The organism is Exiguobacterium sp. s22, assembly GCF_018617455.1.
Classification (GTDB): Bacteria; Bacillota; Bacilli; order Exiguobacteriales; family Exiguobacteriaceae; genus Exiguobacterium.
In genome coordinates this window covers 466,567-492,827 of record NZ_JACSKD010000001.1, presented here as the reverse complement: position 1 = coordinate 492,827, position 26,261 = coordinate 466,567, and the positions used below count along the sequence as shown (strand labels likewise).

Genomic DNA, 26,261 nt, shown 5'->3' with positions numbered 1-26,261 from the left:
AAATAGAAAGAGAAAATATGACATATAGGGGTGACTTGAAATGGAAATAACGAAAGAATGGCGAGAACATTTTAAACAACTACGCGCTTTTGATGAAGCAATCTCTCTCTTATATTGGGATATGCGCACTCAGATGCCGGAACAATCGGCACCTTTACGTGCGGAGACGATTGGTTATTTGTCGACCGAGGCGTTCAAACGGCAAACAAGTGAATCATTTGCCTCACTGCTCGATCGCATGTCAGATGAGGAGGGGCTCTCTGATGTTGAAGCACGTTCACTTGCTGTCGCAAAGACGCAATACGAGCGTAACGCCAAAATCCCACATGACGAGTATCAAGCCTATGTGACACTTGTGTCCGAGGCGGAAACAGCATGGGAAAAAGCGAAGGAACAGGACGATTGGGACATGTTCGCTCCGTATTTAAAGAAAATCATCGGCTTCCAGCAAAAATTTGCGGAATATTTCGGTTATGAGAAGCATCCGTACGACGCACTCCTTTATGATTTCGAACCCGGCATGACGGTCGAACTGTTAGATGAATTGTTCGCCTCACTCCGAGACGAACTGGTGCCATTGATTCAACAGCTTCCGAAGGAATCGCTCTCCATGGATTGGTCGATGCCTGCGGACGTCCAAGAAAAAATTTGTCACGACTGGATGAACGTCGTCGCCTATGACTTGTCACGTGGTCGATTGGATGCGACCGTGCACCCATTTGAGATTACAATCAACCGACGCGATGTCCGGATTACAACGAAATATGACGAAGAAGATTTCCGAAATGCTCTATTTGGTACGATGCACGAAGCCGGGCATGCGACCTATGAGCAGCAAATTGACCCGATGCTCGATGAACTCGGCCTTGGGGGAGGGGCGTCGATGGGAATCCATGAATCGCAATCACTCTTCTTTGAAAACTTCATCGGAAGAAGCGAAGCGTTCCTGGGTCGCGTCTATCCGCAACTTCAACAGTTGCATTCATCATACGAGGACATTAGCTTTGATACATTCTACCGTGGAGTGAATGAAGCTAAGCCGTCCCTCATTCGGATCGAGGCGGACGAATTGACTTACAGTCTCCATATCATCATCCGCTACGAACTCGAAAAAGCTCTCATTCAAGGGACGCTATCCGTCGATGAGCTTCCGGCCGCGTGGAATGAAAAGTATAAGGAATATCTCGGGCTCGATGTTCCGTCGAATGCCAAAGGAGTTCTTCAAGATGTGCACTGGGCAGGTGGGTCATTCGGATACTTCCCAAGCTATGCGCTCGGGTTGATCTATGCGGCTCAATTGACGGAGACGTTAAAAGCGGATCTCCCTGAGTTTGAAACGTTGATTCAAGACGGTGAAATCGAACCAATCAAAGCTTGGTTGCAAGAACATGTCCATCAATACGGGAAGCGTCTCACACCGAACGAACTCATTCATAAAGTGACAGGTCAAGAAATCTCAGTACAGCCTCTTGTTCGCTATTTGACGAAGAAATATCAGACCGTCTCCAAATGAAGCGATTCGCACACCGAGGCGTGATGGCACACCTCCCGGAAAATACGATGTCTGCCTTCAACCTCGCACTTGAGGCAGGCGCAGATGGGATTGAGACGGATGTGCATATGACGAAAGATGGCGAACTCGTTCTCATTCATGATGAAACGTTAAATCGAACGACAGATGGAAACGGTCTAGTTTCTGCCTGTACCATTTATGAATTGAGAGCATTCAATGCGGGGATCCGTCATGGTCGTGAGGATAAAATCCCGACACTTCAAGATTTATTGAAGCTTGTCCAAGACAAATCGGTGCTATTGAACCTTGAAGTGAAGACGGATGTCCTTCGGTATGAGGGAATCGAAACAAAGATCATCAATGCCATCGATGCAAGTGGGATTGAACCGTCTCGCATTTTGTTTTCCTCATTTAATCATGAGACCATTCATCGTTTAAAGAGGATGCGACCCGAAATCGAAGCGGCCATCTTAATTGCACAACCACTCTTTGACATGGTCGGCTATCTGAGAACAGTCGGTGCCGATGGGGTCCATCCTCACATCGACCGCATCACGGATGCTGAAATCAAATGGTTGCAAGAGAATGGTGTACCTGTCAGACCCTATACGATTAAGACAGATGCTCAACTCGAGCGTTGCCGAGCGTTACAAGTCGATGCCATTTTCGTCAATGACGTCGAGTGGTCAAGAAAAACCCTTTAGTCGCAGACTAAAGGGTTTTATATATTTTTTTAGTAGGGAACTTCATATACTGTAAAGGAAGCGCTTTCAATCGTGAGCATATCGGAGCACATTCACAGCATAGTGTTCCCTTTACGTCACTGTCAGATTGTCTTAAGTTTAAGATGTCACCGAGCTACATAGCAATCAGATGTAGCACACCATGTAGCACTGCATCACATTTGTTGTATGCACGTCGTAGGTTACCGTAGAAAAAAGGAGGAAATTTCACATGAAGAAGTTGATGTCTTTACTAGGTACTCTAGCACTGGCTTTCGCTTTCGTCTTACCGGTTAGTGCCGATGGACACGAAAACGCGATGGTCCGTGTGCTACATGCTTCACCTGATGCACCGGCAGTTGACGTGTATGTGGATGGGGAAGTCGCGGTCGAGGGAGCTGAATTCAAAGATCTCACAGACTATTTGACACTTCCTGCAGGGGATTACAACGTTGAAATCAAGCCGGCAGGGGATGCAGAAACAGTCGTTGTCGCAGCAGACCTTTCAATCGAAGCAGGCAAATATTATACAGCCGCTGCGATTGGTCAGCTTGAGAACATCGAAATCGCTGCAATGGAAGACGATGCAAACTTTGAAGACGGTAAAACGAAAGTTCGTGTCGCTCACTTCGCACCAGATGCACCAGCGGTTGACGTCGCACCTAAAGGTGGCGACCCACTCTTCTCAAACCTCGAGTTCAAAGCGGTAAGTGATTACGGCACACTCGATGCGGGGACGTATGACCTTGAAGTGCGTCCGGCCGGAGCGACAGACGTCGTGAAAGCACTTGACGGTGTCGCACTCGAAAGTGGTAAGAACTATACAGCATTCGCAATCGGACTCCTTGAAGGAGAACCGGCGTTTGAAGTCCTTCTCGCCGCAGACGGTGGGGAAATGGCGATGGCTCCTGAGACAGGGCAAGGTGGACTCGCACAGACAGCATCAATGAACTGGTTGCTCGCGGCAGCGGTAGTTGGAGCGGCAGCGGCTGGGTTCTATGTCTTTCGTCGTCAGAAGCAAGACGCTTGAACTTCTCTTTTTAGGAAGTCTCCTATTTCTTATCTTTGACTCAGAAGCAGACGCTCCAGACAAAACCTTTGTCATGCCGAAGGCTGATTTTGCAGAACCTCTCGTATTGACATCAAAACAGATTGATCGACAGTCGTTTCACACGAATCGATTCGTCCCATCCCGACTGATTATTCCATCGATTTCCGTCGAGGCATCGATCGAAGCGGTCGGGAAGGACGAGGTCGGTCGAATGGACACCCCCTCCGAAGTGGACAAGGTCGGGTGGTATCAATATGGAGCGAAAGCAGGAGAGATGGGAAATGTGGTGTTATCCGGTCATCTCGATGATTTGAACGGTCCGGCCATCTTTGCGAATTTAAATCAACTTCCAATTGGAGAAGTGGTGACCCTCCTACGGAAAGATCAAATCGCAACGTATGAAGTGGTCAGTGTCAAACAATATCGAGTAGATCAAGTGCCGCTCGCATCGATCTTTGCGGCGACACAGGCAAGTCGGGTTCAATTGATTACATGCGCAGGACCTTATGATGAAAATCTAGGGTATCTCGATCGTATCGTGGTCACGGCCCATTTAGTTGAATCGAATTAAAAAGGAGATGCGACCAAAAGGTCCGCATCTCCTTTATTGTATGGGTCAAGCATCCATTCGATCTAATAATTTCGAAAGTAAAATGAGTTCGTCATCAGAAAAATCATGGAAGACATCCATCAAATATTCGATCTTCATGTCTTCAAGTGTCTCGAATAATGCACGACCTTCATCTGTCGCTTGAAGTTCGACGACACGACGATCACGCTCGCTACGTTCGCGAGAAATCAATCCTTTTTTCGTCAACTCATCAGCGAGTGCCGTGATCATCGAAGCCGAGAATTGAAACTCGTTCGACAAAGCAGAGGCGATTTGAGGACTTTGTTGGCATAGAGAACGTAGAATGAAGAATTCATTACGGGTTAGATATTGTGAGAACATCGAACGGAGATTTTTTTTCACTCCGCGATAGTTCATTCGGATTCCACGTTCAGCATCAGCGACGAGCTGACGACGTGAAGCCGTCTGTACAGGTGTTGTCATCCTCGAAACTACCTCCTGGCAAAAATATTATTCATATATACTTCAGAACATAAAAACATTCTACATCAAAAACATGTTGTCTGTAAAGTTATAGAGGCTCATCTTTCGTCCGAATTTGTTGGATGATATCTTCATAATGTTTCAGGTCGGGATAGAAGCGTCTAAAGAAAAATTCAATTTGAGGATCATCGCCTTCCGCCAATAGTTTCGCAAGGACTGCATAGACAACCCCCATCCCTTGTCTTGGTAACAAAGAGGACGGTAAATGCGATGCGCATTCAACGGCACTCGTGAAATACATAGAGAGCGTGTCATTCAAATCTTTGAACGTTCGAATATCTGCGTAATGAAACATTCTCGTCAATTCAACGATGGCCGAGAGATCGGTCTCAAGCAGCCATTCGCTCTGGAAAATAGCATTGTCTAGTTTTTCGACAGTTTGGTCGTTCGCGATGTAATAATTCAAGTTATCTCGCGTGATCGTCACTTTTTCAGGGGAATCAAGAATTTGTTCGACCGTTTCTTGTTCGAACGTCCGCAATTGTTTTCGGATGTTGACGAACTCAGAGTCGGCAATCTCCAAAAGACCAGCGACCCGGCTGAAACTTCGTTTGATTTCCGGTGGGACGGCATTCGGGTTTTTGTATCCGAGGTCATGTTCGATTTCTGCCCAAGCATGCTGTAAAATCGAGCGGACTTGTATTTCTGCCTCCTTTTCAGCAAATCGGCGATATTCTCCAAGCGCTAGTCGTTTCTCGCTCAGCTCTACCACGTAATGCACGGAAAGATAACCGAATTCATTGGCATCCAGTAATGTCGACTTGTCAATGGACTGTTCACGGTCGATGGTGAACTCGTCCTCTAATATTTGTGCGACGGCCCGTACGTCATCATGAAAATACGTCACAATCCGAATCCCTGCTAAATCCTGAACATCGCGTAACGAGCGATACTGGTAGGGCTTTCGTGATAGCTTAGCATATAGGCTGTCCGCTTCCTTGGCACGTGCGACAATTGAATGAAATTGGATTCCGGCTTCCGTCAACAGTTCACTGAGGAGTGCTTTCAGCTTTGTAGCAAACGCCTCGTAATCTTCTTTTTCATTCAAGTATTCAAGCATGATCGTATTCAAGTCTTGTTTCGGCACGGAAATCACTCCTTTTCTCTAACTTTAGTATATCATCATCATTCTGAAACGATATGATAGCATGGAAGCGTCACAGAAATGAAAGGGGATGGAATGAATGCATACGTTCCGATCAGGTGAAAGAGAGAAAGTTGAAATCATTGCGGGGTTACTTCAACAAGCAGGGTATCGTATATCACGAATTCGGGAAGTAGAGAACAAGTTCGTCGTCACCGCTCGATTAGAGGGAAGATCAATGATTGAAGGGGAGCGAGAGCGAATCAAAGGAATCGTGGAGCACTTTGGGATCGAAGAATGGACGCACGAATAAATTTCAGACAATGATGTTTATCTGCTCATTTTCGGGGAATAATAAAAACCATGAAATAATTGTGAACGTATAGGAGGATGGGCATGTTAGAGACGAGAGTAGTGAATGATATGACGACTGTAGACCACGAGGTGAATGAGATGGTCTCGGGCGGCTGTGTGAACGAACATATTTATTTATTTGCGAAAGATGAAGAATTGACGGTTCGTTTGGCCGCAGAGGCCGGCGTTCAGCCGTATCGTATCCCGGAGAAAGGGATGTTCGAGTCGTTGTTATCTAAGTTCACGAGCAACTCAGATGACCGAATGGAACAAATGGAGAGCCTCGGACTCACGAAAGAAATGGTCGAATCCCTCGAACGTGAAATTAAAGACGGAAAAATCGTTTTAGTTTGTGATAAATGAAAATGGACCGGCAATCCCGGTCCATTTTTTATTTTGTCTGATAATAGGCATTCACGATACGGCGTAACGACTGGTGATCGAGTCGAAGTGGGGGAAAACCGGCATCGCGTAATAACTGCTTTGTGTTCTCATCATGGAAGGTGATGTTTCGATTTAAATAAGGATTGAACACGTTCACCATCTCATTAAACGATTGTTCAACTGAACTGAGTGTCGATGCCGGTGTCTCCGTAATCGTCAGATGCGGGAATGATAATGAGTCTTTCATATAATCAAGCATCGTCTTGTTTTGAGGTGGTGCATCGTTCGTCACGTTGTAGATGGTGCTCGCCTTGGCGTGCTCGATGGCGGCCAATAAGACGTCCGCGACATAATCGACAGGGACGAGGTTTGAGGTACCTGTCGCGGACCCGATGAGCCGTATCGTGTCGAGGTCATGTCCACGACGCTCTAACTTACGTTTGAACAATTCAAGGGCTTTCATATAGCCGTACATCGTGAATTTTGAATCCGCTTCACCCGTCTTCGAGTCCCCGACGATGATGGCTGGTCGGAAGATTGACACCTCAAGCTCATCTCGCATCTCCCAGACGGCTTGTTCGGCGTAGGCCTTGCTCTCTTCATACGGATTTAAAAACGATTGTGAGACATCGTAAAGCGTTTCGCCACCGACTTCATTAGCACCGAGTGTATAGGCGGTACTCACATGGAAAAATCTCTGGCAATCGACCGCCTGAGCCAATCGAAGAGCCTCTTTCGTTCCGGTCAAGTTCGTCTCAAACAATTCTTCGCGGAGTCCCTCATCAAATTTGACGAGCGCCGCCATGTGAAGGAATAAATCAATCTTCCCAGAATGTGTATCGATGAAGCGCTCATCCGCACCAAGCGCTTCTGCTGTCAAATCCCCTGATAACACGTTAATTGATTCACGTTCTTTCTCAGTGAATTGAGCCTTTACTTTCTCAGGTGTCCGGGCAAGCATGCAGATCCGATGTCCTCGTTGAATCAACTCTTTGGCGAGCCGTCCTCCTAAAAATCCAGTTCCACCAGTCATAAAAATATACAATCGCGTTCTCCCTCTCTATCGCATTATTCATCCATCATACCAAGTCTCGTGTGATGTAGCCACTTCACCTCTTTTGAAATTCCATGTTTAGAAAAAATAGAAGTCGGTTATCAACAATAGAGAAGCGTACAAACGGTGCGTAACGACAGCTTGCCTGTCAAATCCATTGAAGTGAGGTTTTAAAGAATCATGGCAAATCTATTCGGAACAGACAAGGATGACGTAGCAAAGAAGCAACAAGAGATTGAGAAAACGGTACAAGAGAAAGGCATCACCCAAATCCATCTTTACTTTTCAGATGTACTCGGTGACTTGAAACTCTTGACCCTTTCGGCAAAATTGTTGCCAGAAGTATTTGAAGGAAAAACGATGTTTGATGGGTCTTCCATCAACGGATTCTCTTCCATCAAAAACTCTGACTTATTCTTGAGACCGGATTTAGATCGACCACGGTACGAGCAAGATGGGGATGAACAGATTTTAGCGTTCTTCTGTGACGTATGTACACCGGAAGGAGAGCGATACGAATACGACCCACGAAATGTATTGAAAGAGGCACTTGAACGTGCTGCTCGTGATGGGTACTCGGTATTTGTCGGAGCGGAGCCTGAATTCTTCATCTTTGATGAAAATGGGGAATTTTATGACGAGGCTGGATACTTTTCAACCCGTTCAGAGGACAAGGGTTATGAAGTCCGACAGCATATCGCGAACCGCTTGAGCAATGTTGGGTTCAACATCGAGGCCGTACACCATGAGGTCGCGCCTGCACAACATGAAATCGGCATCAAATATGACGATGCTCTCCATACAGCAGATAACATCCAGTTCTTTAAGGAAATCGTTAAAATCGCAGCAAAAGAAAAAGGAGCTTCCGTTTCCTTCTTACCGAAACCGTTGCGTGATGTGAACGGATCTGGAATGCATCTCAACATCTCGGTATGGAAGAACGACGACTCTGGGAATGCGACGAACAACGCATTTGATGAGGCTGATGCGGATTATGGTTTGTCGAAAACGGCACGTCACTTCATTGAAGGAATCTTGAAGCATGCTCGCGCGACAGCCATCTTCACGAATCCGCTCCCTGAATCGTATGAACGGCTCGTGCCAGGATTTGAGGCTCCGGTCAATATTTGTTGGAGCCCATCAAACCGTAGTTCGATGATTCGGATCCCGGCATCCCGTGGAAGTGCGACTCGCGTCGAAGTTCGAAATCCTGATCCGAGTGCCAACCCTTATTTAGCACTCGCAGCCCTCATCTATGCAGGTCTTGAGGGAATCGAACAACAACTCGTCCCATCTTCACCGAATGAAGACGACTTATTCGAGTACTCGGCGAAACAAATTGAAAGTCAAGGAATCGCTTCACTTCCAGCGACATTCCATGAATCGATTCAGTCACTGAAACAAGACAATTTCCATGATTACTTTAACCACAATATGATTGATCGTTACTTGTCACTCATTCAAGTACGAAAATAAAAAGAAGCCAGCCGAATTGAATCGGCTGGCTTCTTTATTTAGATTAATGAATTCCACGCATATACACTTTGATCTTCGGTGAAAGTGCGAAGAGAATCAAACTTAAGACGATGGCAGCACCACCGATCATCCCGAAATAAAGCATCTCATTCTCTGGTGAATAGAACTTGACGAGTTGCGCGTTGATTCCTTGTGCGGCAGCATTCGACAAGAACCAGAGAGACATCGTTTGAGCAGAGAATGCAGCTGGTGCAAGCTTTGTCGTTGCCGACAATCCGACCGGAGACAAGCTCAACTCACCCAAGACGACGATGAAGTAGCTCAATACGAGCCAGAGCGGATTGACGAGGGCATCAGGTCCACTAAAGTAGGCAGGAAGCAGGATGACCAAGAAACTGATTCCGGCAAACAAAATCCCGAATGCGAATTTCGTCGGAATGCTCGGCTCACGATCACCGAGCTTAACCCATAGCCAAGCAAAGACTGGGGCAAGCATGATGATGAAGAGCGGGTTCAATGACTGGAACCAAGCCGGCGACAACGTGAAGCCGAAGAACTCGAGATCGGTCCGTGTATCCGCATAGCTCGCAAGGATTGTCGCCCCTTGCTCCTGGATGGCCCAAAACATGACCGATGCGATGAACAATGGGATGTACGCGATGATTCGCGAGCGTTCCACTTCTGTCGTCTTCGGACTACGATACATGATGATGAAGTAAGCCGTCGGAATCGCAATCCCGAACACCCCGACCAACGTAATGAAGGTGTTGATTGTGAACCATCCGATTGGAATCAAGATGGCAAGTAAGATAGCGATGGCAATGGTAACGATACTGACGACTTTGATTGTCTTTTTCTTTTCGTCAGGCGTCAATGGGTTTGGTACATATGAACCTGCCAAGCCAAGGTTCGTCTTACGCGTCATCACAAAGACGACGAGACCGATGAACATCCCAATGGCAGCAAGGGCGAAGCCCCAATGGAAACCATAGTCCTTTTGCACTTGACCGACGATGAGTGGTGAAATAAATGCACCCAAGTTAATTCCCATATAGAAGATACTAAATCCAGCGTCACGACGGCGGTCCGTCTCACTATACATATCCCCGACAATGCTTGATACGTTCGGTTTAAGTAATCCAGTACCGATGACAATCAATGCCATCGAGATGAACAAGAACACGACACTCCCTGGAATGGAGAGCACGATATGCCCGAGCATGATGAACACACCACCGAAGAATACAGCCCGTGATGTCCCGAATATTCGGTCCGCAAGCCATCCCCCAATGACCCCAGACATATAGACGAGCGCTCCGTAAACGGACATGATGGAGAGTGCAACGTTTCGATCAAGCCCTAGTCCACCTTCGGAAACCTCATAATACATATAGAATACGAGAATAGCCCGCATGCCATAGTATGAGAAACGTTCCCAAAACTCTGTAAAGAACAATGTGAACAACCCTTTCGGTTGTCCTAGAAACCCTTTTTGTGGAACACTATCCACGATTGTTTGTTTGTCGATCCTTTCCATGAAAGATCCCTCCTTAACCGTTTTATCATAAAAAGGATTGTTATGATTGTAAAGTGAATTGAATGATAATTTCAAATTTTAATACAGTTGAAAAGAACGAAAAGACCACACTTCCGTAAACATAGAGTGTGGTCTAAAAGTGATTACGCCGACTTCTGTTTCGCCTCCGTCGCTTGAACATGACGTCCGAGTTGCCAATAGATGATTCCTGAGAGGCAGCTCGCGCCACCGATCAGAATCAATGCGATGTGTCCTGCGCGATTGTCAAAAAAGATACTTGCGATAATCGGAGCCGTGACACCACCAATCAACCATTGGATGCTCGCAGCCCCGTTATAGGCACCACGCATATTTTCTGGTGCAATCAAGGCGATGAACGTTTGTTGTACGGGAGACATGATCATTTCGCCGAGCGTATAGAAAGCGTAAACGACTAGTAATACTGTGACGAGTGGTACGTATGGCGTGTCGAGCGCGTATAATAGTCGAGGCACGATGGCGATCAACATCATCCCGACCCCGAATACCGTTGCTCCTGCCAACATAACTTTTCCAAACGGTTTGTTCCCAAGTTTTGATGCAATCGGGAACTGAAGAAGGACGACCATGATTCCGTTCAGGGCCAATAAATACGGGAATGGATTCTGGTGCGCTGTGTACGTTGGAAGCGACTCTTTCAAAAAGAGCGGTAACATACTCTCGACGACAGAGAATCCCATTGATATGAATATACCCGCAAAGATAAAGATGAGAAACACGCGATCATTATAAAATACGCGCAATACTTCTCGATTACTTGGCGTCTCTCCTTCTGTGCTCTCAGGTAGTGATTCATGAATGAATGTCCCGAGGGCAAGTGCATATAATCCGAAAACAAATGCCGCTGCGAAAAAGATCAGTTCGCGGTCGATGAATAAGACGGCACTCCCAAGAAGAGGACCGAATGCAGCACCGATATTATGGCCCATCCGGAGGAGACCGAACGCTTCATTCATATGCTCAGGTTCTGTGACGTCAGCGACCATTGCACTAGCCGCAGGATGGAAGAGTGAGTTCGTCAAACCAAGCATAGCGTTCAATAAGAGTAGGGGCCAGAACGAGTCCGCGAATGCAAATCCGATCAATGCAAGCGCATCGCCGACAATCGCAATCATCATGATCGGTTTGCGTCCGTATATATCCGCGAGTCGCCCTCCGATGATGGATCCAAGGAGGGCCATGATTGGACCGGTTGCCATGATGATTCCGACTTGAAGGTAACTATCCAACTGGTCGCTATAATATAAGACGAGGAACGGGGCAATCATGAACATCATAATCCCTGTGATGGTTTCACCAGAGAAACGAATCCAAATGTTGCGATCTAATCGTTTGAGTGATTGAAACATAAAAGTCACCTGCTTTATTTAATTTTGATACACAAAAGGGACGTCATATGCATGAAGGCATACGACGTCCCACGTTGTTTATGCATGCCTCGATAGGCAGGCGTCTTAGATATGAATCAATCGAAGAGGTGCCTGCCAATCAGTATGAACTTGAGTGAATGGTTTCGAAGATACAACTGACATGGGAACCTCTCCTTTCTATTATTTGTTAATCTTCACTTCAACTGTATGACACATTTATTCAATATGTCAACTAAATTGTGAAGGGGATCAAAGTAACTCGTTTAAATTTTTTCGATTGAGTCGATAATCGATTAACCGAGATAAAACGACTTGAATCATGGCCGTGATGGGAACGCTCACAAACATTCCGATGAGACCGAATAAGCTGCCCCCGATGATGATTGAGGTAATGACCCAAAATGGCGTGATGCCGACGCTGTCTCCTAAAATCTTTGGACCGAGCCACAGTCCATCGAATTGTTGTAGCAGGAAGATGAATAGGAGCACGAGCAACGCCGTGAACGGGTCGTAAAAATAGGTGATGATGAACGCCGGAATCATTCCAAGAAGTGGACCGACATACGGAATGAAGTTTAAGACACCGACAATGACCCCAAGCAATAAGGCGTATGGCGCACCAATCAGTAAGAGTCCGATGACAGCCAGCACACCGATGATCAGACAGTCAAGAGACTTCCCGATGATGTACCGTTTAAAGATGTAATCCATCTCTTGAAAGATATCGATGGTAGTCTTAGCTGTACCGACTGGCAGTAACGCATAGAGAAGGCGCTTGAACATACGTGCAAAGACTTCTTTATCTTTCAATAAATAAATCGAGATCACAATCCCAATCAAGAAGTTAATCAGGGTCATCGTAAAGCTGGAGACATAACTGACAGATGAAAGTACAGCCGTCTCGACCCAACCCGAGTATCGTGCTTCGAATTGAGCAAAATCAATCGCTTTGGCGATGGTCGCATTATAATCTTTCAAATAATTGTTCACGTCTCCAAGAAATGCATCGATTTGTCGAATGTAGACCGGTAGTTCTTCGATCAATGATGCGAGACTCGAGTAAATCCGCGGGAACAACGTGACGACGGAAATTGCGAGGATTCCGATAAATGTGATATAGACGATGAGTAGTCCTTGATACCGCTTCAAGTGGAACCGTTCTTCAATATAAGAGAGTACGGTGTTGAGTAACAAGGCGATGGCAATCCCCATGATGATAGGGGTCAGTAACTGAAACGTGTATTGTAAGACACGAGAAATGGTATCCGGTTCACTGATGACACGCCATAAGACGAGTAAGATCAGCCCGATGACACTCAGCTTCCAAATAAGTTGACGATTAAGCTCCAATGCTCTATCCCCTCATACAAATATAATTTTTCTACTCTTTTACTATGAATGTTTTTTGAAAAGGATTCAATAGATGTTCACCTTGAAAAAAATGTTTGACACCGTTGGGAATGTCTGGTTAACTTAGGGACATACAAAAATTACATAACGAATGACACTTTCTATCAAGAGAAGCGGAGGGACTGGCCCGATGAAGCTTCAGCAACAGATTGCAAAATACTGTGCTAATTCCAGCAAGGTGACCTTGAGAGATGGAAAGGTGGTTGACTACATACGTCTGTATCGAGCACCCCTTTCCTCAGAAAGGGGTGTTTTTTCGTATGAGGAGGACCCATTATGGCAGACAGACGTTCCAAGTTATTAAAATCATTACCGACACAACACTTCGTCGGCTTAGCAGAGGAAGTCGCGGCAGTAGAAGCGAGTGGCAAGACCGTCATCCGACTCGGACAAGGCACCCCCGACTTACCAACGCCAGCTCCAATCTGTGAGGCGCTTGAACGAGCATTGACCGACCCGACGACACATCAATACGGACCGTTCCGAGGGCAGGCTCGACTGAAAGAAGCCGTGGCCGCATTTTATCACCGGGAATACGGAGTCGACCTCGACCCGGCGCGAGAAGTGGCCATCTTGATTGGCAGCAAATCGGGTCTCATCACGTTGCCCCAATGTCTTCTTGAGCCGGGTGAAGGCATCTTGCTCCCGAACCCCGGCTATCCCGATTATATCTCTGGCGCGCGCCTCGCCGGAGCGGACATCATCGATTTGACGTTGAAGGAAGAACACGGCTATCTCCCGGATTACACCACGCTCGATCCCCTTCATGCTCGACTCATGTATTTGAACTACCCGAGCAATCCGACCGGTGCCGTCGCGACGCCGGCATTCTTTGAGGAGACGGTTGAATTCGCCACAAAACATGATCTGATGGTCGTACACGATTTCGCCTATGGGAGCATAGGCTTTGATGGGCACGTCCCGCCAAGTTTTCTCCAAGCAGACGGGGCAAAAGAAATCGGGATTGAGGTATATACGATGTCGAAGGCGTTTAACATGTCGGGATGGCGTGTCGCGTTCGCAGTCGGAAATGCAGATATCATCGAGGCGATCAATACGTACCAAGATCATGTCCACGTCTCTGTGTTCTCTGCCATTCAAGAGGCGGCCATCGTGGCGTTAGAATCCCCGCGTGACTTACGTGACGACCTAGCCTCGCTTTACGAAACAAGACGAAACCGATTGATTGGTGGGTTACGCCGGGCAGGGTGGGAGATTGAGGCGCCGAAAGGTTCTTTCTTCGTATGGGCGAGAGTGCCTGAAGGAGATGCAAAATCATTCTCGACAAAGTTACTTCACGAGGCGGGCGTCGCCGTCACACCGGGCTACTTTTTTGGAACGGAGGGGGAGCACCACATCCGGTTTGGCCTCGTGTCGTCTGAACAGAAGATTGATGAAGCGGTAGAACGGATTGAGAGACTGTTTGCAGCCTACGAGGAGGTCCATCAATGATTCGACAAGCGGTGCTGGAGTATGACCATTCGAACGATGCGCTCGATCAACTTTACTCACTGATTGGGAATCGGGAGGCACTCGTTTTAAGAGGATTAAACGGATACGATGAAGCGGTTCGTGTGTCTCCTCATCTCACCGAGTTACCGAGTGTTCGATTCAATGGCGAATGTTCAGACGAAGAAGTGGAACGTTTAAATGATTATCGACCTGACGTCTGGATTGCCGTCGGTGGTGGTAAATTGATTGATACGGCGAAGCGGATTGCATTCACCCAGTCGGTCCCGCTCATCGTTGTTCCGACACTTGTGTCGAACTGTGCCACGTTTACCCCTCTCAGCGTTATTTATGGTGAAGATGGTACATATTTACGGTACGATACGTTCCCTGTCGTCATCGAGCGCGTCATTGCGGATGAACGACTGTTACGTGATTCACCTTATGACTATTTCAAGGCTGGCGTCATCGACACGGTCGCAAAGTGGTTCGAGGCTCGATATATTAGCGGAACAACATCAAGAGATGCAGGGATTCAGTCGGGGCTCTCACTTGCTGCACAATGCGGAGCGTTGATGGATTTGTCCATTCGTGAAGATGATTTCCGCCATTATGGCACGGACATCCGTTCCATCGTCGACCATGTCCTTGCCATCGGTGGTGCCGTTGGTGGATTCGGTGACGCCGGCACCCGAGTCGCCGTTGCCCATGCGGTGCATAACGCACTCAGTCGTTTTGACTCGACGCATCACTGGTTGCACGGGGACAAGGTAGGCTTTGGGCTGATCGTTCAAGAACGAATGATTTCATCCGAAGATACATTATTTCTTGAAAAATGGCTACAATCCATCGATGCACCGACCTCACTAACACAACTCGGCATTCACTTGGATCAAATCGATGAATTGATCGAATATGTCGTCGAGGAAATGACGATTCAAGGCATTCATAAGGTCGAAGATACCGAACGATTAAAAGAAATTTTAAGAAATCTAGAAGAAATTGTTTACAGATAATGCTTTTATCAGTAATATAATAACAAAATAATAGAACCGATTGCTTATCAAGAGTGGTGGAGGGACTGGCCCGATGAAACCCGGCAACCAGATCAGGAATGATCATGGTGCTAATTCCAACAGACGAGACGTCTGGGAGATGAGCGTGTCCGACTTTCACGTGTCGTGCCCGCCGCTCTTTTTGAGTAGCGGGCTTTCATTTGGAGGAGGAATCATTCATGAACATCAAACAAAAATCCATTTTGGCAGGTGCATCTATCCTTGCGGCCATCGCACTCTCAGCGTGCGGACAATCCGAGGCGAGCGAGACGCTCAGCACGAAAGAGCTGACGATCGGCGTCACTGGTGGACCACACGAGCAAATCGCCGAGAAAGTACAAGAGCTCGCAAAAAAAGATGGGCTTGAAATCGACATCAAAGTGTTCAATGACTACAACACGCCGAACACCGCTCTCGATGAAGGAAGTCTCGACGTGAACAGCTACCAGACGCTCTCGTTCCTCGAACTGCAAAAAGCGGACAAGGGTTATAAGATTGACGACGTCTTCAAGACAGTCGCTTTCCCGATGGGGCTCTATTCAGAGAAATTGACGGATATCAAAGACTTAAAGAATGGCGATAAAGTAGCCGTCCCGAACGACCCGGCGAACGAGCTCCGTGCGTTACGACTATATGAAACAGCCGGGCTCATCACGTTAAAAGAAGGATTGACGGATAAAGCAACGAAGCGCGACATTGCTGAGAATCCGCTCAACCTCGAATTTATTGAACTCGAAGCATCCCAACTGCCGACACAACTCCCGGAAGTGGCACTCGCAGCCATCAACACGAACTTCGCGATGGGAGCGGGTCTATCTATTAATGAAGATGCCCTCTTCCATGAAGATACGGTCGACAACCCGTATCCGAACTACGTCGTCGTCCGTTCAGCCAATAAAGAAGATGAAGTCGTGAAGACGCTCGAGTCTTACTATCATTCAGATGAAGTACGTGCCTTTATCGAAGAAGAATTCAATGGTTCGGTCGTGCCGGCGTTTTAAGGAGGGGTCTTATGATTGAACTGAAACAGATCACCAAGGAGTTCAAGGTCAACGGAGACACAATCACGGCACTTGATGATGTCTCCCTCACGATTGAGAGAGGAGAAATCTTCGGAATCATCGGGCGAAGTGGTGCCGGTAAGAGTACGCTCATCCGGATGATCAATCTCTTGGAGTGTCCGACATCAGGGGTTGTCGAGATCGAGGGACAAGATATCACGCTCCTCAAAAAGAAAGGGCTGTCGACGTTACGCCAGCGAATCGGTATGATCTTTCAGCACTACAACTTGCTGAAGACTGCGACCGTCGAAGAAAATGTCGCCATCCCGCTGCGTCTCGAAGGTCTCGCGAAACAGGTCATCCGAGAACGGGTCGACCGCTATCTCCAAATCGTCGGACTGAGCGAGCATCGGAACCATTATCCTGAACAATTGTCGGGTGGACAAAAACAACGCGTCGCCATTGCGCGAGCGCTCGCCCACGAGCCAGACATTCTCCTCAGTGATGAGGCGACAAGTGCACTCGACCCTGAGACGACCGAGTCGATTTTAGAGTTACTGCTCGAAATCAATCGCGAGCTCGGATTGACGATTTTCTTGATCACGCATGAGATGGAAGTCATCGAACGAATCTGTGACCGGGTCGCCGTCATCGACCGTGGCCAAATCATTGAGCAAGGACACGTACTAGACGTCTTCTCCAATCCGTCACACGAGACGACCCAGAAGTTTTTAAAGACGAACCTCGACGTGCCGGAAGAAGTCGTCTCTGAACTCCAGACCCGGGGAACGCTCGTCCACTTGTCGTTCATCGGCAGTCAGACGGAACAGGCAGTCCTGGCACAATTGACCAAACGATTCGGTATCCTTCCGAACATCATCGGAGGCGGGATTAAAAAATTAAAGGCGGGTCTCGTCGGAAATTTGCTCGTCCATCTTGATGGGGACCAAGATCAAACAGAACTCGCCGTCCGTTATTTGAAAACGAGCGGTGTACATGTGAGGGAGGTGTCAAACCATGCAACAGTTTTGGACAGACTGGGGTGACTTAATCTGGACGGGAACGGTCCAAACCTTGACGATGACGAGTATCGCTCTTTTGATTTCGACCTTGATCGGATTGCCGCTTGGGACGTTGCTCGTATTGACAAGACCGAACGGAAGACTCGCGAACCGATTCGTCTATGGTGGCTTATCGAGCGTCATCAACGTCATCCGTTCCATTCCGTTCATCATTCTATTGTTCTTTATCTTGCCGTTCACACGATTCATCATGGGGACGACAATCGGCGTGCAGGGCGTCTTGCTCCCCTTGATCGTCTTCACGGCACCGTATATCGCGCGACTCATGGAGTCAGCACTGCTCGAAGTCGACCGTGGGGTCATCGAAGCGTATGAGGCGATGGGGATCTCGACGAGAAAAATCATCTGGTATGTGTTAATTCGCGAAGCACGTTCTTCCATCGTTCTCGGATTGACGATTGCGACAATCGGGTTGATTGGAGCGACGGCCATGGCGGGACTCGTCGGGGCAGGTGGACTTGGCGACATCGCCTATCAATATGGACATCTCCGCTTTGAACCGGAAGTCATGTACGTGACCATTTTCGTCCTCATCCTTCTCGTACAGTCCATCCAATCCTTCGGGAATCGACTGGCGGCAAAATTAAAAAAGGCATAAAAAGAATCGTGTCGCGAAAGCGGCACGATTTATGCGTTATGGAGCAAACGCTTCAGTTCAGCGATGCGGTCATGTCTCGGGATGAACGTCCGAATCTCCTTTTCACTGAACCCAACCTGAATGCGATGATGGTCGAAGACGATCGGACTTTTCAGGATTTGCGGATTCGAGGCGACGAAGCTATATAGCTCACGTATCGACATTTCATCGAGTTTCTCTGCCGCTTGTTTATAGACACTCTTTTGTACCGACAACAAATCGGTCGTCCCATTTTCAGTCAGACTCAACATTTCTTTAAACTCTCCGAAGGATAATCCTTGATCTGTCAATTTCTTTTCGATGAAGGGAATCTTTTGTTCCCGCAACCAATCAATCGTTTTTCTGGAAGAACTGCAGCTCGTATGCGTGAATACCGTGACCGTCACGACAACCACTTCTCCTTTACATCAGTTTGGTTCTAACTATTATCTCCTTTTATACGTTACGTATCGTGATTATGTTTCAAATCACATACAGTTTCTTTTTGATTGAGGACGACTTCGTTCGGGTACAGATTTCATGAGTAACCACATAAGGAGGAATGAAGATGTTTGATTATACTGTACAATCTGACCGTACCGTAGAGAACGTGATCGACCGACTCAACGAATCACTGAAAGAAGAGTCATTTGGTGTATTGTGGGACTTTGATTTGAGTGAGACACTCGAGAAAAAAGGACAGGGGATTGATGGGAAGTATCGCATCTTAGAAGTATGCAATCCGAAGGCGGCAAAAGAAGTATTGTCGCATCATTTAGAAGGAGGGTACTTCCTCCCTTGTAAAATCGCAGTATTCGAAAAAGACGACCACACCCAAATCGGTATGCCGAAACCGACAGAATTGATTCGCCTCATCGATGACGAATCGTTACACGACATCGCTTTAGACGTCGAATCTAGATTGAAACGTGCCATCGACCAAAGTAAATGATTGTTCTACCATCCGCTCATGAAACGTGAGCGGATTTTTTCGTATAGGATAGTTAGATAATGGTAAAATTGGATGATAAGATTATAGGAGGGGATATTTTGTACAAAAGAGGAATCATGATGTTACTTGGTGCTTCATTTTTAAGCGCTTGTGGGGCATCTAATATAGAAGTCATTCAACTAGATTACATAGAGGATCAGTGGAATGTGGAAAGCTATTCAAAAGAAGGAGAGATGATTGAAGTCCATGAGTCAAAAGAAGTATTAGCTGCATGCGTTGGGGAGCGTGCAACCGAATTAAAGGGTGACATCACTGTATATCAAACGGCGATTGCAGGGAGAACCGAGCCTGTTTCAGCCATGACCCCATATACGATGAAAGTCGTGACGTACTTAGAAGGTGACGAACGGTATGTCGTATGTCGTGAAAGTTACACCAATCAATTGATGGCGGAAGTGATTGACTCGTTTCCAGACTTTGTGAATACAAGTGATGGAATTCGACTTCCACAACTCCCAAGTATTCATCAGACATCTTCCACACTACAAGATGAATTAGTGGAAGCAGAAGGGTTGGACATCGACGGGAAGCCCATCACCCCGTTCCCACATACGTTACTGGAAATCGAACCAGCACTCTACGGCGAACTTGAAATAAAACTTGGTGGCAAGGCGATTCGTTATCCAATTTCGCAGTTCGAACCACGAGGATTTGAGATGCCGAATCAACAGATTGCCATCGGATATGATAAAAAGACGTTTCGTCCATATATTCTCTACTCGTTTGATGGTCAATTTTTCATGCCTCAACCGATCGAGTTTGATGAGTTAGAGGACCCGGAGTCAAAAGAGAATACCGTCTTTTCCGAGTTAGAAATCAAGACTGTCGCGACAGCTCGTGAACTGAACGAAGGAGAGGAAATTCCTTTCTACACTTTCTCGTATCTGAAAAAAGGGAAACGTGTGGCCGAAACGATGACGATCCGTTTCGTTCCCGGGACGTTGCTAAAAGACGGTGAAGAACCTGACCCGATGTTTGAAGATTGGTTGCCTGTTGAAGAAGCTGGGCCAAGGGCGATCGTTCATCGCCAACCATATGATGGAGAGTCAATGGATTTCGCAGAGTATAGTGAGGCAACAAAAGATGAGTCTGAAGAATTGTTCGATATGATCAATGAAGCAGAACCCGTCGACCGCCACGGAGATGTTTCAGATTTTCGATATTTGACTTTAACGGATGGGTGGAAAGGACAAGTGTTCGAAATCAGTTATCAAAAACGTTCGAAAAAAATCGATATTTATTTAACGGACTCGCTCCGCGATCAAACATTTAAATTATCAAGTAAAGGGGCACAAAAATTCTTAGACGTCTTCCCCCGCCTAAAGGAAACATTATGAAGCGAATCCTTTTACTCATTTGTTGTGTAGGTTTATTGACAGGTTGCGGTGACGAGGAAATGGATGTCGTAAAGCTAGATTACATATCAGAAAACTGGAATGTGAAAGATCTTCAATCAGGTCATATGGATGCCAAGTCGGTGATGTGGACTCCTGATTTACTCGATGCGTGTTCCGGGAATGTAATTTCACGAATCGAAGAGGACGTCACCGTCTATCGCTCGTATGAATTGAATCGAAAATTCGACGATGCATATAAAATCGTGATGTATATGAAAGGAGATCAACCATACACCGTTTGCTATGACAGTGCTTCAGAGCAAATAAGGGCGGAAGAGATAGATGAATTCCCTTACTTCGTTCATACGGAAGAAGAGACCGACATCTTGAGTACGCCAACGATTCGCCCAGGTACACATGAAGAACTGAAACAAATGGAACAAAAAGACCAAGGTCATCACTATCCTGCGCCTGTTTCTCTCCTCGAAGGGACGATGATTCATGTGACACCCTCGTTATATGGCCGGATTGATTTATCGATTGGAGATCAACGGGGATTTTTCCCACTTTCTCATTTAGACCCGTTTAATGCCCAATCGGAAGAAGTGGGGATCGCGCTTGGGTATGACGAACAATCGAAAGAGGCGTATTTTTATTATGAGAAAGAAGATGGATTGACGACCATACTTCCTTTAGTCGTGTGGAATGAAAAAGAGCACAAACATGTGCCGATTCAATTCGAAGGGCTACAAGTAGAACAGGTACTTCGGGAAGACATTCTTAAACCTGGTGTCAAGACACCTCTCTACACGTTCTCCTTCATTGAAGATGGGAAACGTGTGAATGAGGAGATTCGTTTAACTTATTTGAATGGTGAATTTTCGACACATGATCCTGTTCAAAACGCGAGCGATTCAAATGGTCCATTCGTTTATGTTCATGAGAAGCCATTAAACGGTGCGATCGATATTCAGTATCCAAACGTGCTTACGGCTGAAGAGAACGACATATCTGATTTGATGGGCGAAATCAAGGATGCTACACCTGTCAAACGTGCTGGAGAAGTGAATAACTATTCGAGCCTTACAATCATCGACGGATGGATGGGTCAGGAATTTCAATTAAGCTTTAAGAAGCGATCCAAGAAAATCGATATCTATCTGACGGATTCACTTCGGAGTCAAACATTTAAATTATCAAGTGAAGGAGCGGAACGATTCTTGGAGATATTTCCGGAGTATATAAAGTCATGATGAAACGAATGTTATTGATGTTATGTACAGTCGGGCTTTTAACAGGGTGTGGTAGTGAAAAGAAGGATGTCGTGCAGCTAGACTATATGCCCGAGCAATGGAACGTGAACGATTTATATGCGAACCAGATGGATACGGACTCAGAGACATGGTCGACTGCAATTCTCGGCGCTTGTACGGGTGAACCGCTCCCTCAGATTGAGGGGGATGTGACGGTTTTCAATTCATATGCGGTGAATCGGAAAGTCATGATATCAGATTATGATCCGAGCTCATATAAATTGGTGACTTTCTTGAAAGGAAAAGAAAATTACACGATTTGCTACGACGGTGACTATTCCAACATGAAATTAGGGAAGATTGATGAACTACCGGACTTCCTGGATTTATCAGCAGGTATCGAAGTTCCGAACGTCCCGAAAATGAAAGCGGGTACGAAAGAGGAAGAAGAAGTCGCAGAACAGAGTGACCCATCCGAGTACCTGGGGATGCCCATCAACCTGTTCAAAGACACGATGGTTCATTTGACTTCTCCCTTGAATGGAGCGATTACATTGACAGTTGGTGATCAAGAAGGAATCTTTCCCATCTCAACCATTGAACCATATAATGCGCAAATGGGAACCGCAAAGATTGCACTCGGATATAATGATAAATTGGAAGCCGCTCACTTCTACTTCGAAACGACGAATGGAACGACATCCATTCAACCGTTCCTTGTATGGGATGAGAAAGACAGCGCACATGTCCCCATCCAGTTCGAAGGATTAAAAGTCGAACGGGTCCTTCAGACGGATACATTAGAGCCGGGGGTTAAGACACCGCTTTACATCTTCTCATACATGAAAAATGGAAAGCGTGTGAAAGAAGAAGTCAGCTTGACGTACACGAAGGGCGAGTTTGCCACGAAAGAGTCTATTAAAGAATCCACTGAAGCAGGACTCATTGCCAATCCTTCCGTTCCACGCGGTCCGTTCTTCTTTCTCCATAAAAAACCGTTAGATGTGGAGGCCACATTGAATTATCCGGATACATTACGTGCGGCAGGCATCAACATGTCTGATTTGATGAACGCATTTGAGGAGGCAGAACCGGTGAATCGAGCTGGGGAAGTGGGGGACTATCCGCTCCTCACCATCATCGACGGATGGAAAGGGCAGGAGTTTCAATTAAGCTTCAAGAAGCGGTCCAAAAAGATAGACGTCTATGTGACGGATGAATCACGCAATCAAACATTCAAACTGAGTAGTGCGGGAGCGGAAACATTCTTTTCCTATTTCCCTGATTTAGATGAGTGAAAGGCGCCAGTCGGCGTCTTTTCATTTGGTAAAAACTTCAAACTCAAGATATTGACCTTCTGTAGAAAAACGGGATAAAGAAATGGGACAGGATACGTTACACTGATAGTCACGATTTCGTACGAATATCCTATTGTCAAGAAAGGTCGGTAAAATAAATGAGTACTTTGAACCAGAACGAAACAACGACGAACCACGTCCTAAAGTCAATCGAAACAAATATGGCGATGATTCGCTTCGACCGTCAACGACGTGTAGTCGATGTGAACGACACGTTCGCGAAAGCAATGAAATATAAACGAGAAGAGATGATTGGACTGCAACACCATCTTTTTTGTCCTTCTTCCTTCGTGAACAGTCCGGACTATCCTGCATTTTGGGAGAAGCTTTGGAATGGCTTCAGTTTTTCGGATAAAGTGGAACGATTGAATGCAAAAGGGGAGACGATTTGGCTAGAAGCAACGTACATGCCGATCCTAGAAGGGGAAGAGGTCGTCGGTGTCGTCAAGATTGCCTCGGATATCACCGAACGTCAAGAAGTGATCAAAGATTATGCCAGTCGATTCAAATTGATGACCGATGTGCTCGACGATAAGGCGAAGACAGGGATGAATGACACGAAAGTGTTACATGCAACGATTGAGCGGCTCGCCGAGGATGCAGCGAACAACTTACACGCTCTCCATCAGCTTCGGCGCCAAGCTGAAGATATCAACAAGATCGCGTCGTCAATCAAAGCAATCGCCGCTCAAACGAATCTATTGTCCCTCAATGCTGCCATCGAAGCGGCACGGGCTGGAGAACACGGACTTGGATTCAATGTCGTAGCGACGGAAGTTCGGAACCTCTCCCGGATGGTCGAGCGTGCGGTTGTCGACGTCAACTCAAACACAGAAGCCATGAATGTTGAACTCCAAAAAATTGTCGATGGGGTCACGCAGTCCAATCGAGAGATTCAGTTGAGCGCCGAGACGATGGAACAGACGATGGACCGTTTCCATACGTTCGAACAGGCAGCCGCAGAACTACATGAGACGGCGGAAACGTTTACTTCAAACCTTTAAACCGACCGGCCCATTATAGGGTCAATCGGTTTTTTTGAATTGTAATGCATGTCCATTTTGTTTTAACCAAGCTTTCGCGAAATCCACTTCTGGATAAATGGTACGACACGTGTTCCAAAACGAGGCAGAGTGATCGAAATGAACGAGATGCGTCCATTCGTGAGCGATGACATAATCCATGATTTTTTTCGGGGCCAACATGAGTCGGACGTTGATTGAGATAGTGCCCTTTGAGCTGCACGATCCCCAACGTGTCTGTTGATGACCGATTCGAATGTTGACGGCTCGTACACCTAGACGTTTTTCATATGCCGGTGCCCGGTTCACTACGTAATCTAGAGCCCGTTCACGCAACCAAAGCTCATATTGTTGCCAAAGTGTGGCATCATCCCAAGTTTGCGGAACTAAAAATGTAGTTCCGTCATGTCGGAGTGTTACGCCTTTGTCTTTTCTGATCGGATAGATTTCCCCATGAAGGACGAGCCCATGTTCAAGAATGGATGTTTGTTGCGGGAGGTTTTGTAAGGTATCCCGAATCCACAAGACGTGTTCTTCTAAAATGCGGTCGACGACCCGTTTTGACAAACGTGCTGGAATACGTAGTTCGATGCCGTTTGGGGTGACATAAAACGCAGCTCTTTTTCTTCGTTTATGTCTGACAATCTTGACGTCCATACATTCCCTCCTCTTGATGTCTCGATTGAGTATAACGAAGTCGGCAAAAAACTGCCATGCTTTTTTAGCACGCAGGTGAATCAACTTTGATACAGTTAGAGAAGGAGGGATGAACATGAAATCAATTTTACAACAACAACTTGAACGAACAGGTACGAATTCGGTGAAGTGGGATGGATTGAATCGGTGGTTCCATCTGTCAGAAGAGGTGTTGCCGCTATGGGTAGCGGATATTGATATTCGTACCGCGCCATCCATTTCTGAGGCGCTCGCCACAAAAGCCGCTCAAGGGGAATTTGGCTACACTTTGTTTGCACCTGAAGCGCAGGACGCGGTGTCTTCTTGGTATGGACGTCGCCATGATTTGGATGTTGACCCGAACCACGTCTTATTCTCAAGTGGGGTCGTCCCCGCGTTGACACATATCGTCGAAGCGTTGACCGAAGAGGGGGAAGGGGTTGTCATCCAATCACCCGTCTACCCGCCGTTCCATGAACTCGTCGTCGGTTCGAAGCGTCAGGTATTGGATGCCCCGTTAAAGAAAATCGATGAACGATATGAGATGGACTTCGTCGCACTCGAAGATGCGATGAAACAAGCGAAGCTCTTCTTGCTTTGCTCCCCGCATAATCCGGTCGGTCGTGTCTGGACAAAAACAGAACTAGAGAAGGTCGTGGAACTAGCGAATCAATATGATGTCATCGTTGTCGCCGATGAGATTCATGCAGATTTGACGTTCCCATCTCATAAACATACCGCTGTCGGCTCACTCGACCCTCGCGTCATCACGGTGAGTGCGCCATCGAAAGCATTCAACATCGCCGGTTTATTCGCATCCTACATCATCTGTCCGGTCGATGACTGGCGGAAACAGATCACGAAAGTACAGAACAAACATCACGTCCTCCCTACACCGTTCGCGAATACGGCCATCATCGCGGCCTATACCGACAAACGTGCGGAGCAATGGCTCGATCAGTTGCGGGAAGAGCTCGAGCAACAGATGAACGACGTTATCGACTCGATCGAATCAACTATGCCGATGCTTCATACGGCACGTCCTGAGGCGAGCTATTTATTGTGGATCGACTTTTCGGAGCTTCCGATGTCTGCCGAGGAGCGAAAGTCGTGGCTTCATCAGGATGTCCGGATTTTCTTGTCTCCTGGAAGTCCGTTCGGTCCTCATGGTGACACGTTCGAGCGAATGAATATCGGGACACGTCGTGAACTATTGGATGAGGCGATTCGACGTCTGAACACGCAAATGAAACGAAAGGCGTTTGTGTAAATCGAGAATCGGGAAAAAATTCT

General features: G+C 46.8%; 26 protein-coding genes and 2 riboswitches. Of the genes, 18 read left to right on the top strand and 8 right to left on the bottom strand.

Features of this window, described 5'->3' with window-relative positions; all coding sequences use genetic code 11:
- Window positions 1–40 precede the first annotated feature (40 nt).
- The 4 genes from KNO94_RS02540 (at window position 41) to KNO94_RS02525 (ending at window position 3,857) form a co-directional block, all read left to right on the top strand.
- Complete coding sequence (locus KNO94_RS02540; RefSeq protein WP_214777278.1) at window positions 41–1,513, top strand: carboxypeptidase M32; 1,473 nt, start codon at window positions 41–43, stop codon at window positions 1,511–1,513.
- The gene (locus tag KNO94_RS02535) at window positions 1,510–2,217 is read left to right on the top strand and encodes a glycerophosphodiester phosphodiesterase (protein ID WP_214777276.1); all 708 of its coding nucleotides are present in this window, start codon (window positions 1,510–1,512) and stop codon (window positions 2,215–2,217) included. Before KNO94_RS02540 ends, KNO94_RS02535 begins: the two co-directional genes overlap by 4 nt.
- Window positions 2,218–2,467: 250 nt before the next feature.
- Window positions 2,468–3,265 carry a DUF4397 domain-containing protein gene (locus KNO94_RS02530; RefSeq protein ID WP_214777274.1) on the top strand — a complete coding sequence of 266 codons (798 nt, stop codon included), beginning with the start codon at window positions 2,468–2,470 and terminating at the stop codon, window positions 3,263–3,265.
- 73 nt (window positions 3,266–3,338) lie between these two features.
- The gene (locus KNO94_RS02525) at window positions 3,339–3,857 is read left to right on the top strand and encodes a class F sortase (protein ID WP_214777272.1); all 519 of its coding nucleotides are present in this window, start codon (window positions 3,339–3,341) and stop codon (window positions 3,855–3,857) included.
- Between the two features lie 45 nt (window positions 3,858–3,902).
- On the opposite strand, the gene KNO94_RS02520 is transcribed toward KNO94_RS02525, so the two are convergent.
- Both KNO94_RS02520 and KNO94_RS02515 read right to left on the bottom strand, forming a co-directional pair.
- Window positions 3,903–4,340, bottom strand: a complete 438-nt coding sequence (locus tag KNO94_RS02520; RefSeq protein WP_214740726.1) for a MarR family winged helix-turn-helix transcriptional regulator — start codon at window positions 4,338–4,340, stop codon at window positions 3,903–3,905.
- 88 nt (window positions 4,341–4,428) lie between these two features.
- Window positions 4,429–5,487 (bottom strand): GTP pyrophosphokinase, encoded by a 1,059-nt coding sequence (locus tag KNO94_RS02515; protein ID WP_353047816.1) that lies wholly within the window; start codon window positions 5,485–5,487, stop codon window positions 4,429–4,431.
- Window positions 5,488–5,584: 97 nt separating this feature from the next.
- Here KNO94_RS02515 and KNO94_RS02510 point away from each other — a divergent pair, with 97 nt between their 5' ends.
- Both KNO94_RS02510 and KNO94_RS02505 read left to right on the top strand, forming a co-directional pair.
- Window positions 5,585–5,797 (top strand): hypothetical protein, encoded by a 213-nt coding sequence (locus tag KNO94_RS02510; protein WP_214740724.1) that lies wholly within the window; start codon window positions 5,585–5,587, stop codon window positions 5,795–5,797.
- 83 nt (window positions 5,798–5,880) lie between these two features.
- Window positions 5,881–6,201 carry a YflT domain-containing protein gene (locus tag KNO94_RS02505; protein WP_214777271.1) on the top strand — a complete coding sequence of 107 codons (321 nt, stop codon included), beginning with the start codon at window positions 5,881–5,883 and terminating at the stop codon, window positions 6,199–6,201.
- A gap of 28 nt (window positions 6,202–6,229) precedes the next feature.
- Here the strand turns inward: KNO94_RS02505 and KNO94_RS02500 are convergent, their stop codons facing one another.
- Window positions 6,230–7,267 (bottom strand): SDR family oxidoreductase, encoded by a 1,038-nt coding sequence (locus KNO94_RS02500; RefSeq protein ID WP_214777270.1) that lies wholly within the window; start codon window positions 7,265–7,267, stop codon window positions 6,230–6,232.
- A 189-nt stretch (window positions 7,268–7,456) separates the two neighbouring features.
- On the opposite strand from KNO94_RS02500, the gene KNO94_RS02495 reads away from it, so the two are divergent.
- Window positions 7,457–8,752: a glutamine synthetase family protein gene (locus KNO94_RS02495; protein WP_214777269.1), complete on the top strand. Its 1,296-nt coding sequence runs from the start codon at window positions 7,457–7,459 to the stop codon at window positions 8,750–8,752.
- A gap of 43 nt (window positions 8,753–8,795) precedes the next feature.
- Here KNO94_RS02495 and KNO94_RS02490 read toward each other — a convergent pair whose 3' ends face one another.
- The 3 genes from KNO94_RS02490 to KNO94_RS02480 form a co-directional block, all read right to left on the bottom strand.
- A complete protein-coding gene (locus KNO94_RS02490) occupies window positions 8,796–10,289 on the bottom strand; it encodes a peptide MFS transporter (RefSeq protein ID WP_214777268.1) in 1,494 nt (497 codons plus the stop codon).
- Between the two features lie 143 nt (window positions 10,290–10,432).
- On the bottom strand, window positions 10,433–11,677 hold the full coding sequence (locus tag KNO94_RS02485; RefSeq protein WP_214777267.1) for an MDR family MFS transporter: 1,245 nt from the start codon (window positions 11,675–11,677) through the stop codon (window positions 10,433–10,435).
- 270 nt (window positions 11,678–11,947) lie between these two features.
- Window positions 11,948–13,048: an AI-2E family transporter gene (locus KNO94_RS02480; protein ID WP_214740712.1), complete on the bottom strand. Its 1,101-nt coding sequence runs from the start codon at window positions 13,046–13,048 to the stop codon at window positions 11,948–11,950.
- Window positions 13,049–13,206: 158 nt separating this feature from the next.
- Window positions 13,207–13,306, top strand: a riboswitch (SAM riboswitch).
- Window positions 13,307–13,384: 78 nt separating this feature from the next.
- Here KNO94_RS02480 and KNO94_RS02475 point away from each other — a divergent pair.
- From KNO94_RS02475 to KNO94_RS02455, 5 genes are all read left to right on the top strand, one after another.
- Window positions 13,385–14,560: an aminotransferase class I/II-fold pyridoxal phosphate-dependent enzyme gene (locus tag KNO94_RS02475; protein ID WP_214777266.1), complete on the top strand. Its 1,176-nt coding sequence runs from the start codon at window positions 13,385–13,387 to the stop codon at window positions 14,558–14,560.
- Window positions 14,557–15,573, top strand: coding sequence for an iron-containing alcohol dehydrogenase (locus KNO94_RS02470; RefSeq protein ID WP_214777265.1), 1,017 nt, complete (start codon window positions 14,557–14,559; stop codon window positions 15,571–15,573). The genes KNO94_RS02475 and KNO94_RS02470 overlap by 4 nt, the downstream gene beginning before the upstream one ends.
- A gap of 41 nt (window positions 15,574–15,614) precedes the next feature.
- Window positions 15,615–15,719: riboswitch (SAM riboswitch) on the top strand.
- Between the two features lie 72 nt (window positions 15,720–15,791).
- The gene (locus tag KNO94_RS02465) at window positions 15,792–16,613 is read left to right on the top strand and encodes a MetQ/NlpA family ABC transporter substrate-binding protein (protein ID WP_214777264.1); all 822 of its coding nucleotides are present in this window, start codon (window positions 15,792–15,794) and stop codon (window positions 16,611–16,613) included.
- An 11-nt stretch (window positions 16,614–16,624) separates the two neighbouring features.
- Window positions 16,625–17,659, top strand: coding sequence for a methionine ABC transporter ATP-binding protein (locus KNO94_RS02460; RefSeq protein WP_214777262.1), 1,035 nt, complete (start codon window positions 16,625–16,627; stop codon window positions 17,657–17,659).
- Entirely contained in the window at window positions 17,631–18,293 is a 663-nt protein-coding gene (locus KNO94_RS02455) for a methionine ABC transporter permease (protein ID WP_012726344.1), read from the top strand. Before KNO94_RS02460 ends, KNO94_RS02455 begins: the two co-directional genes overlap by 29 nt.
- A gap of 29 nt (window positions 18,294–18,322) precedes the next feature.
- Here KNO94_RS02455 and KNO94_RS02450 read toward each other — a convergent pair whose 3' ends face one another.
- Window positions 18,323–18,718, bottom strand: a complete 396-nt coding sequence (locus KNO94_RS02450; protein ID WP_012726343.1) for a Spx/MgsR family RNA polymerase-binding regulatory protein — start codon at window positions 18,716–18,718, stop codon at window positions 18,323–18,325.
- Window positions 18,719–18,879: 161 nt separating this feature from the next.
- On the opposite strand from KNO94_RS02450, the gene KNO94_RS02445 reads away from it, so the two are divergent.
- From KNO94_RS02445 to KNO94_RS02425, 5 genes are all read left to right on the top strand, one after another.
- Window positions 18,880–19,263 carry a DUF302 domain-containing protein gene (locus KNO94_RS02445; protein ID WP_214777260.1) on the top strand — a complete coding sequence of 128 codons (384 nt, stop codon included), beginning with the start codon at window positions 18,880–18,882 and terminating at the stop codon, window positions 19,261–19,263.
- A 98-nt stretch (window positions 19,264–19,361) separates the two neighbouring features.
- Complete coding sequence (locus tag KNO94_RS02440) at window positions 19,362–20,660, top strand: hypothetical protein (RefSeq protein WP_214777258.1); 1,299 nt, start codon at window positions 19,362–19,364, stop codon at window positions 20,658–20,660.
- Window positions 20,657–21,913 carry a hypothetical protein gene (locus KNO94_RS02435; protein WP_214777256.1) on the top strand — a complete coding sequence of 419 codons (1,257 nt, stop codon included), beginning with the start codon at window positions 20,657–20,659 and terminating at the stop codon, window positions 21,911–21,913. The genes KNO94_RS02440 and KNO94_RS02435 overlap by 4 nt, the downstream gene beginning before the upstream one ends.
- Window positions 21,913–23,211 carry an outer membrane protein assembly factor BamD gene (locus KNO94_RS02430; protein ID WP_251125766.1) on the top strand — a complete coding sequence of 433 codons (1,299 nt, stop codon included), beginning with the start codon at window positions 21,913–21,915 and terminating at the stop codon, window positions 23,209–23,211. Before KNO94_RS02435 ends, KNO94_RS02430 begins: the two co-directional genes overlap by 1 nt.
- A 158-nt stretch (window positions 23,212–23,369) precedes the next feature.
- On the top strand, window positions 23,370–24,275 hold the full coding sequence (locus KNO94_RS02425; RefSeq protein WP_214777253.1) for a methyl-accepting chemotaxis protein: 906 nt from the start codon (window positions 23,370–23,372) through the stop codon (window positions 24,273–24,275).
- Between the two features lie 21 nt (window positions 24,276–24,296).
- On the opposite strand, the gene KNO94_RS02420 is transcribed toward KNO94_RS02425, so the two are convergent.
- Complete coding sequence (locus KNO94_RS02420; protein WP_214777251.1) at window positions 24,297–24,950, bottom strand: M48 family metallopeptidase; 654 nt, start codon at window positions 24,948–24,950, stop codon at window positions 24,297–24,299.
- A 115-nt stretch (window positions 24,951–25,065) separates the two neighbouring features.
- On the opposite strand from KNO94_RS02420, the gene KNO94_RS02415 reads away from it, so the two are divergent.
- Window positions 25,066–26,238 (top strand): MalY/PatB family protein, encoded by a 1,173-nt coding sequence (locus tag KNO94_RS02415; RefSeq protein ID WP_214777249.1) that lies wholly within the window; start codon window positions 25,066–25,068, stop codon window positions 26,236–26,238.
- The last annotated feature ends 23 nt before the right edge of the window (window positions 26,239–26,261 follow it).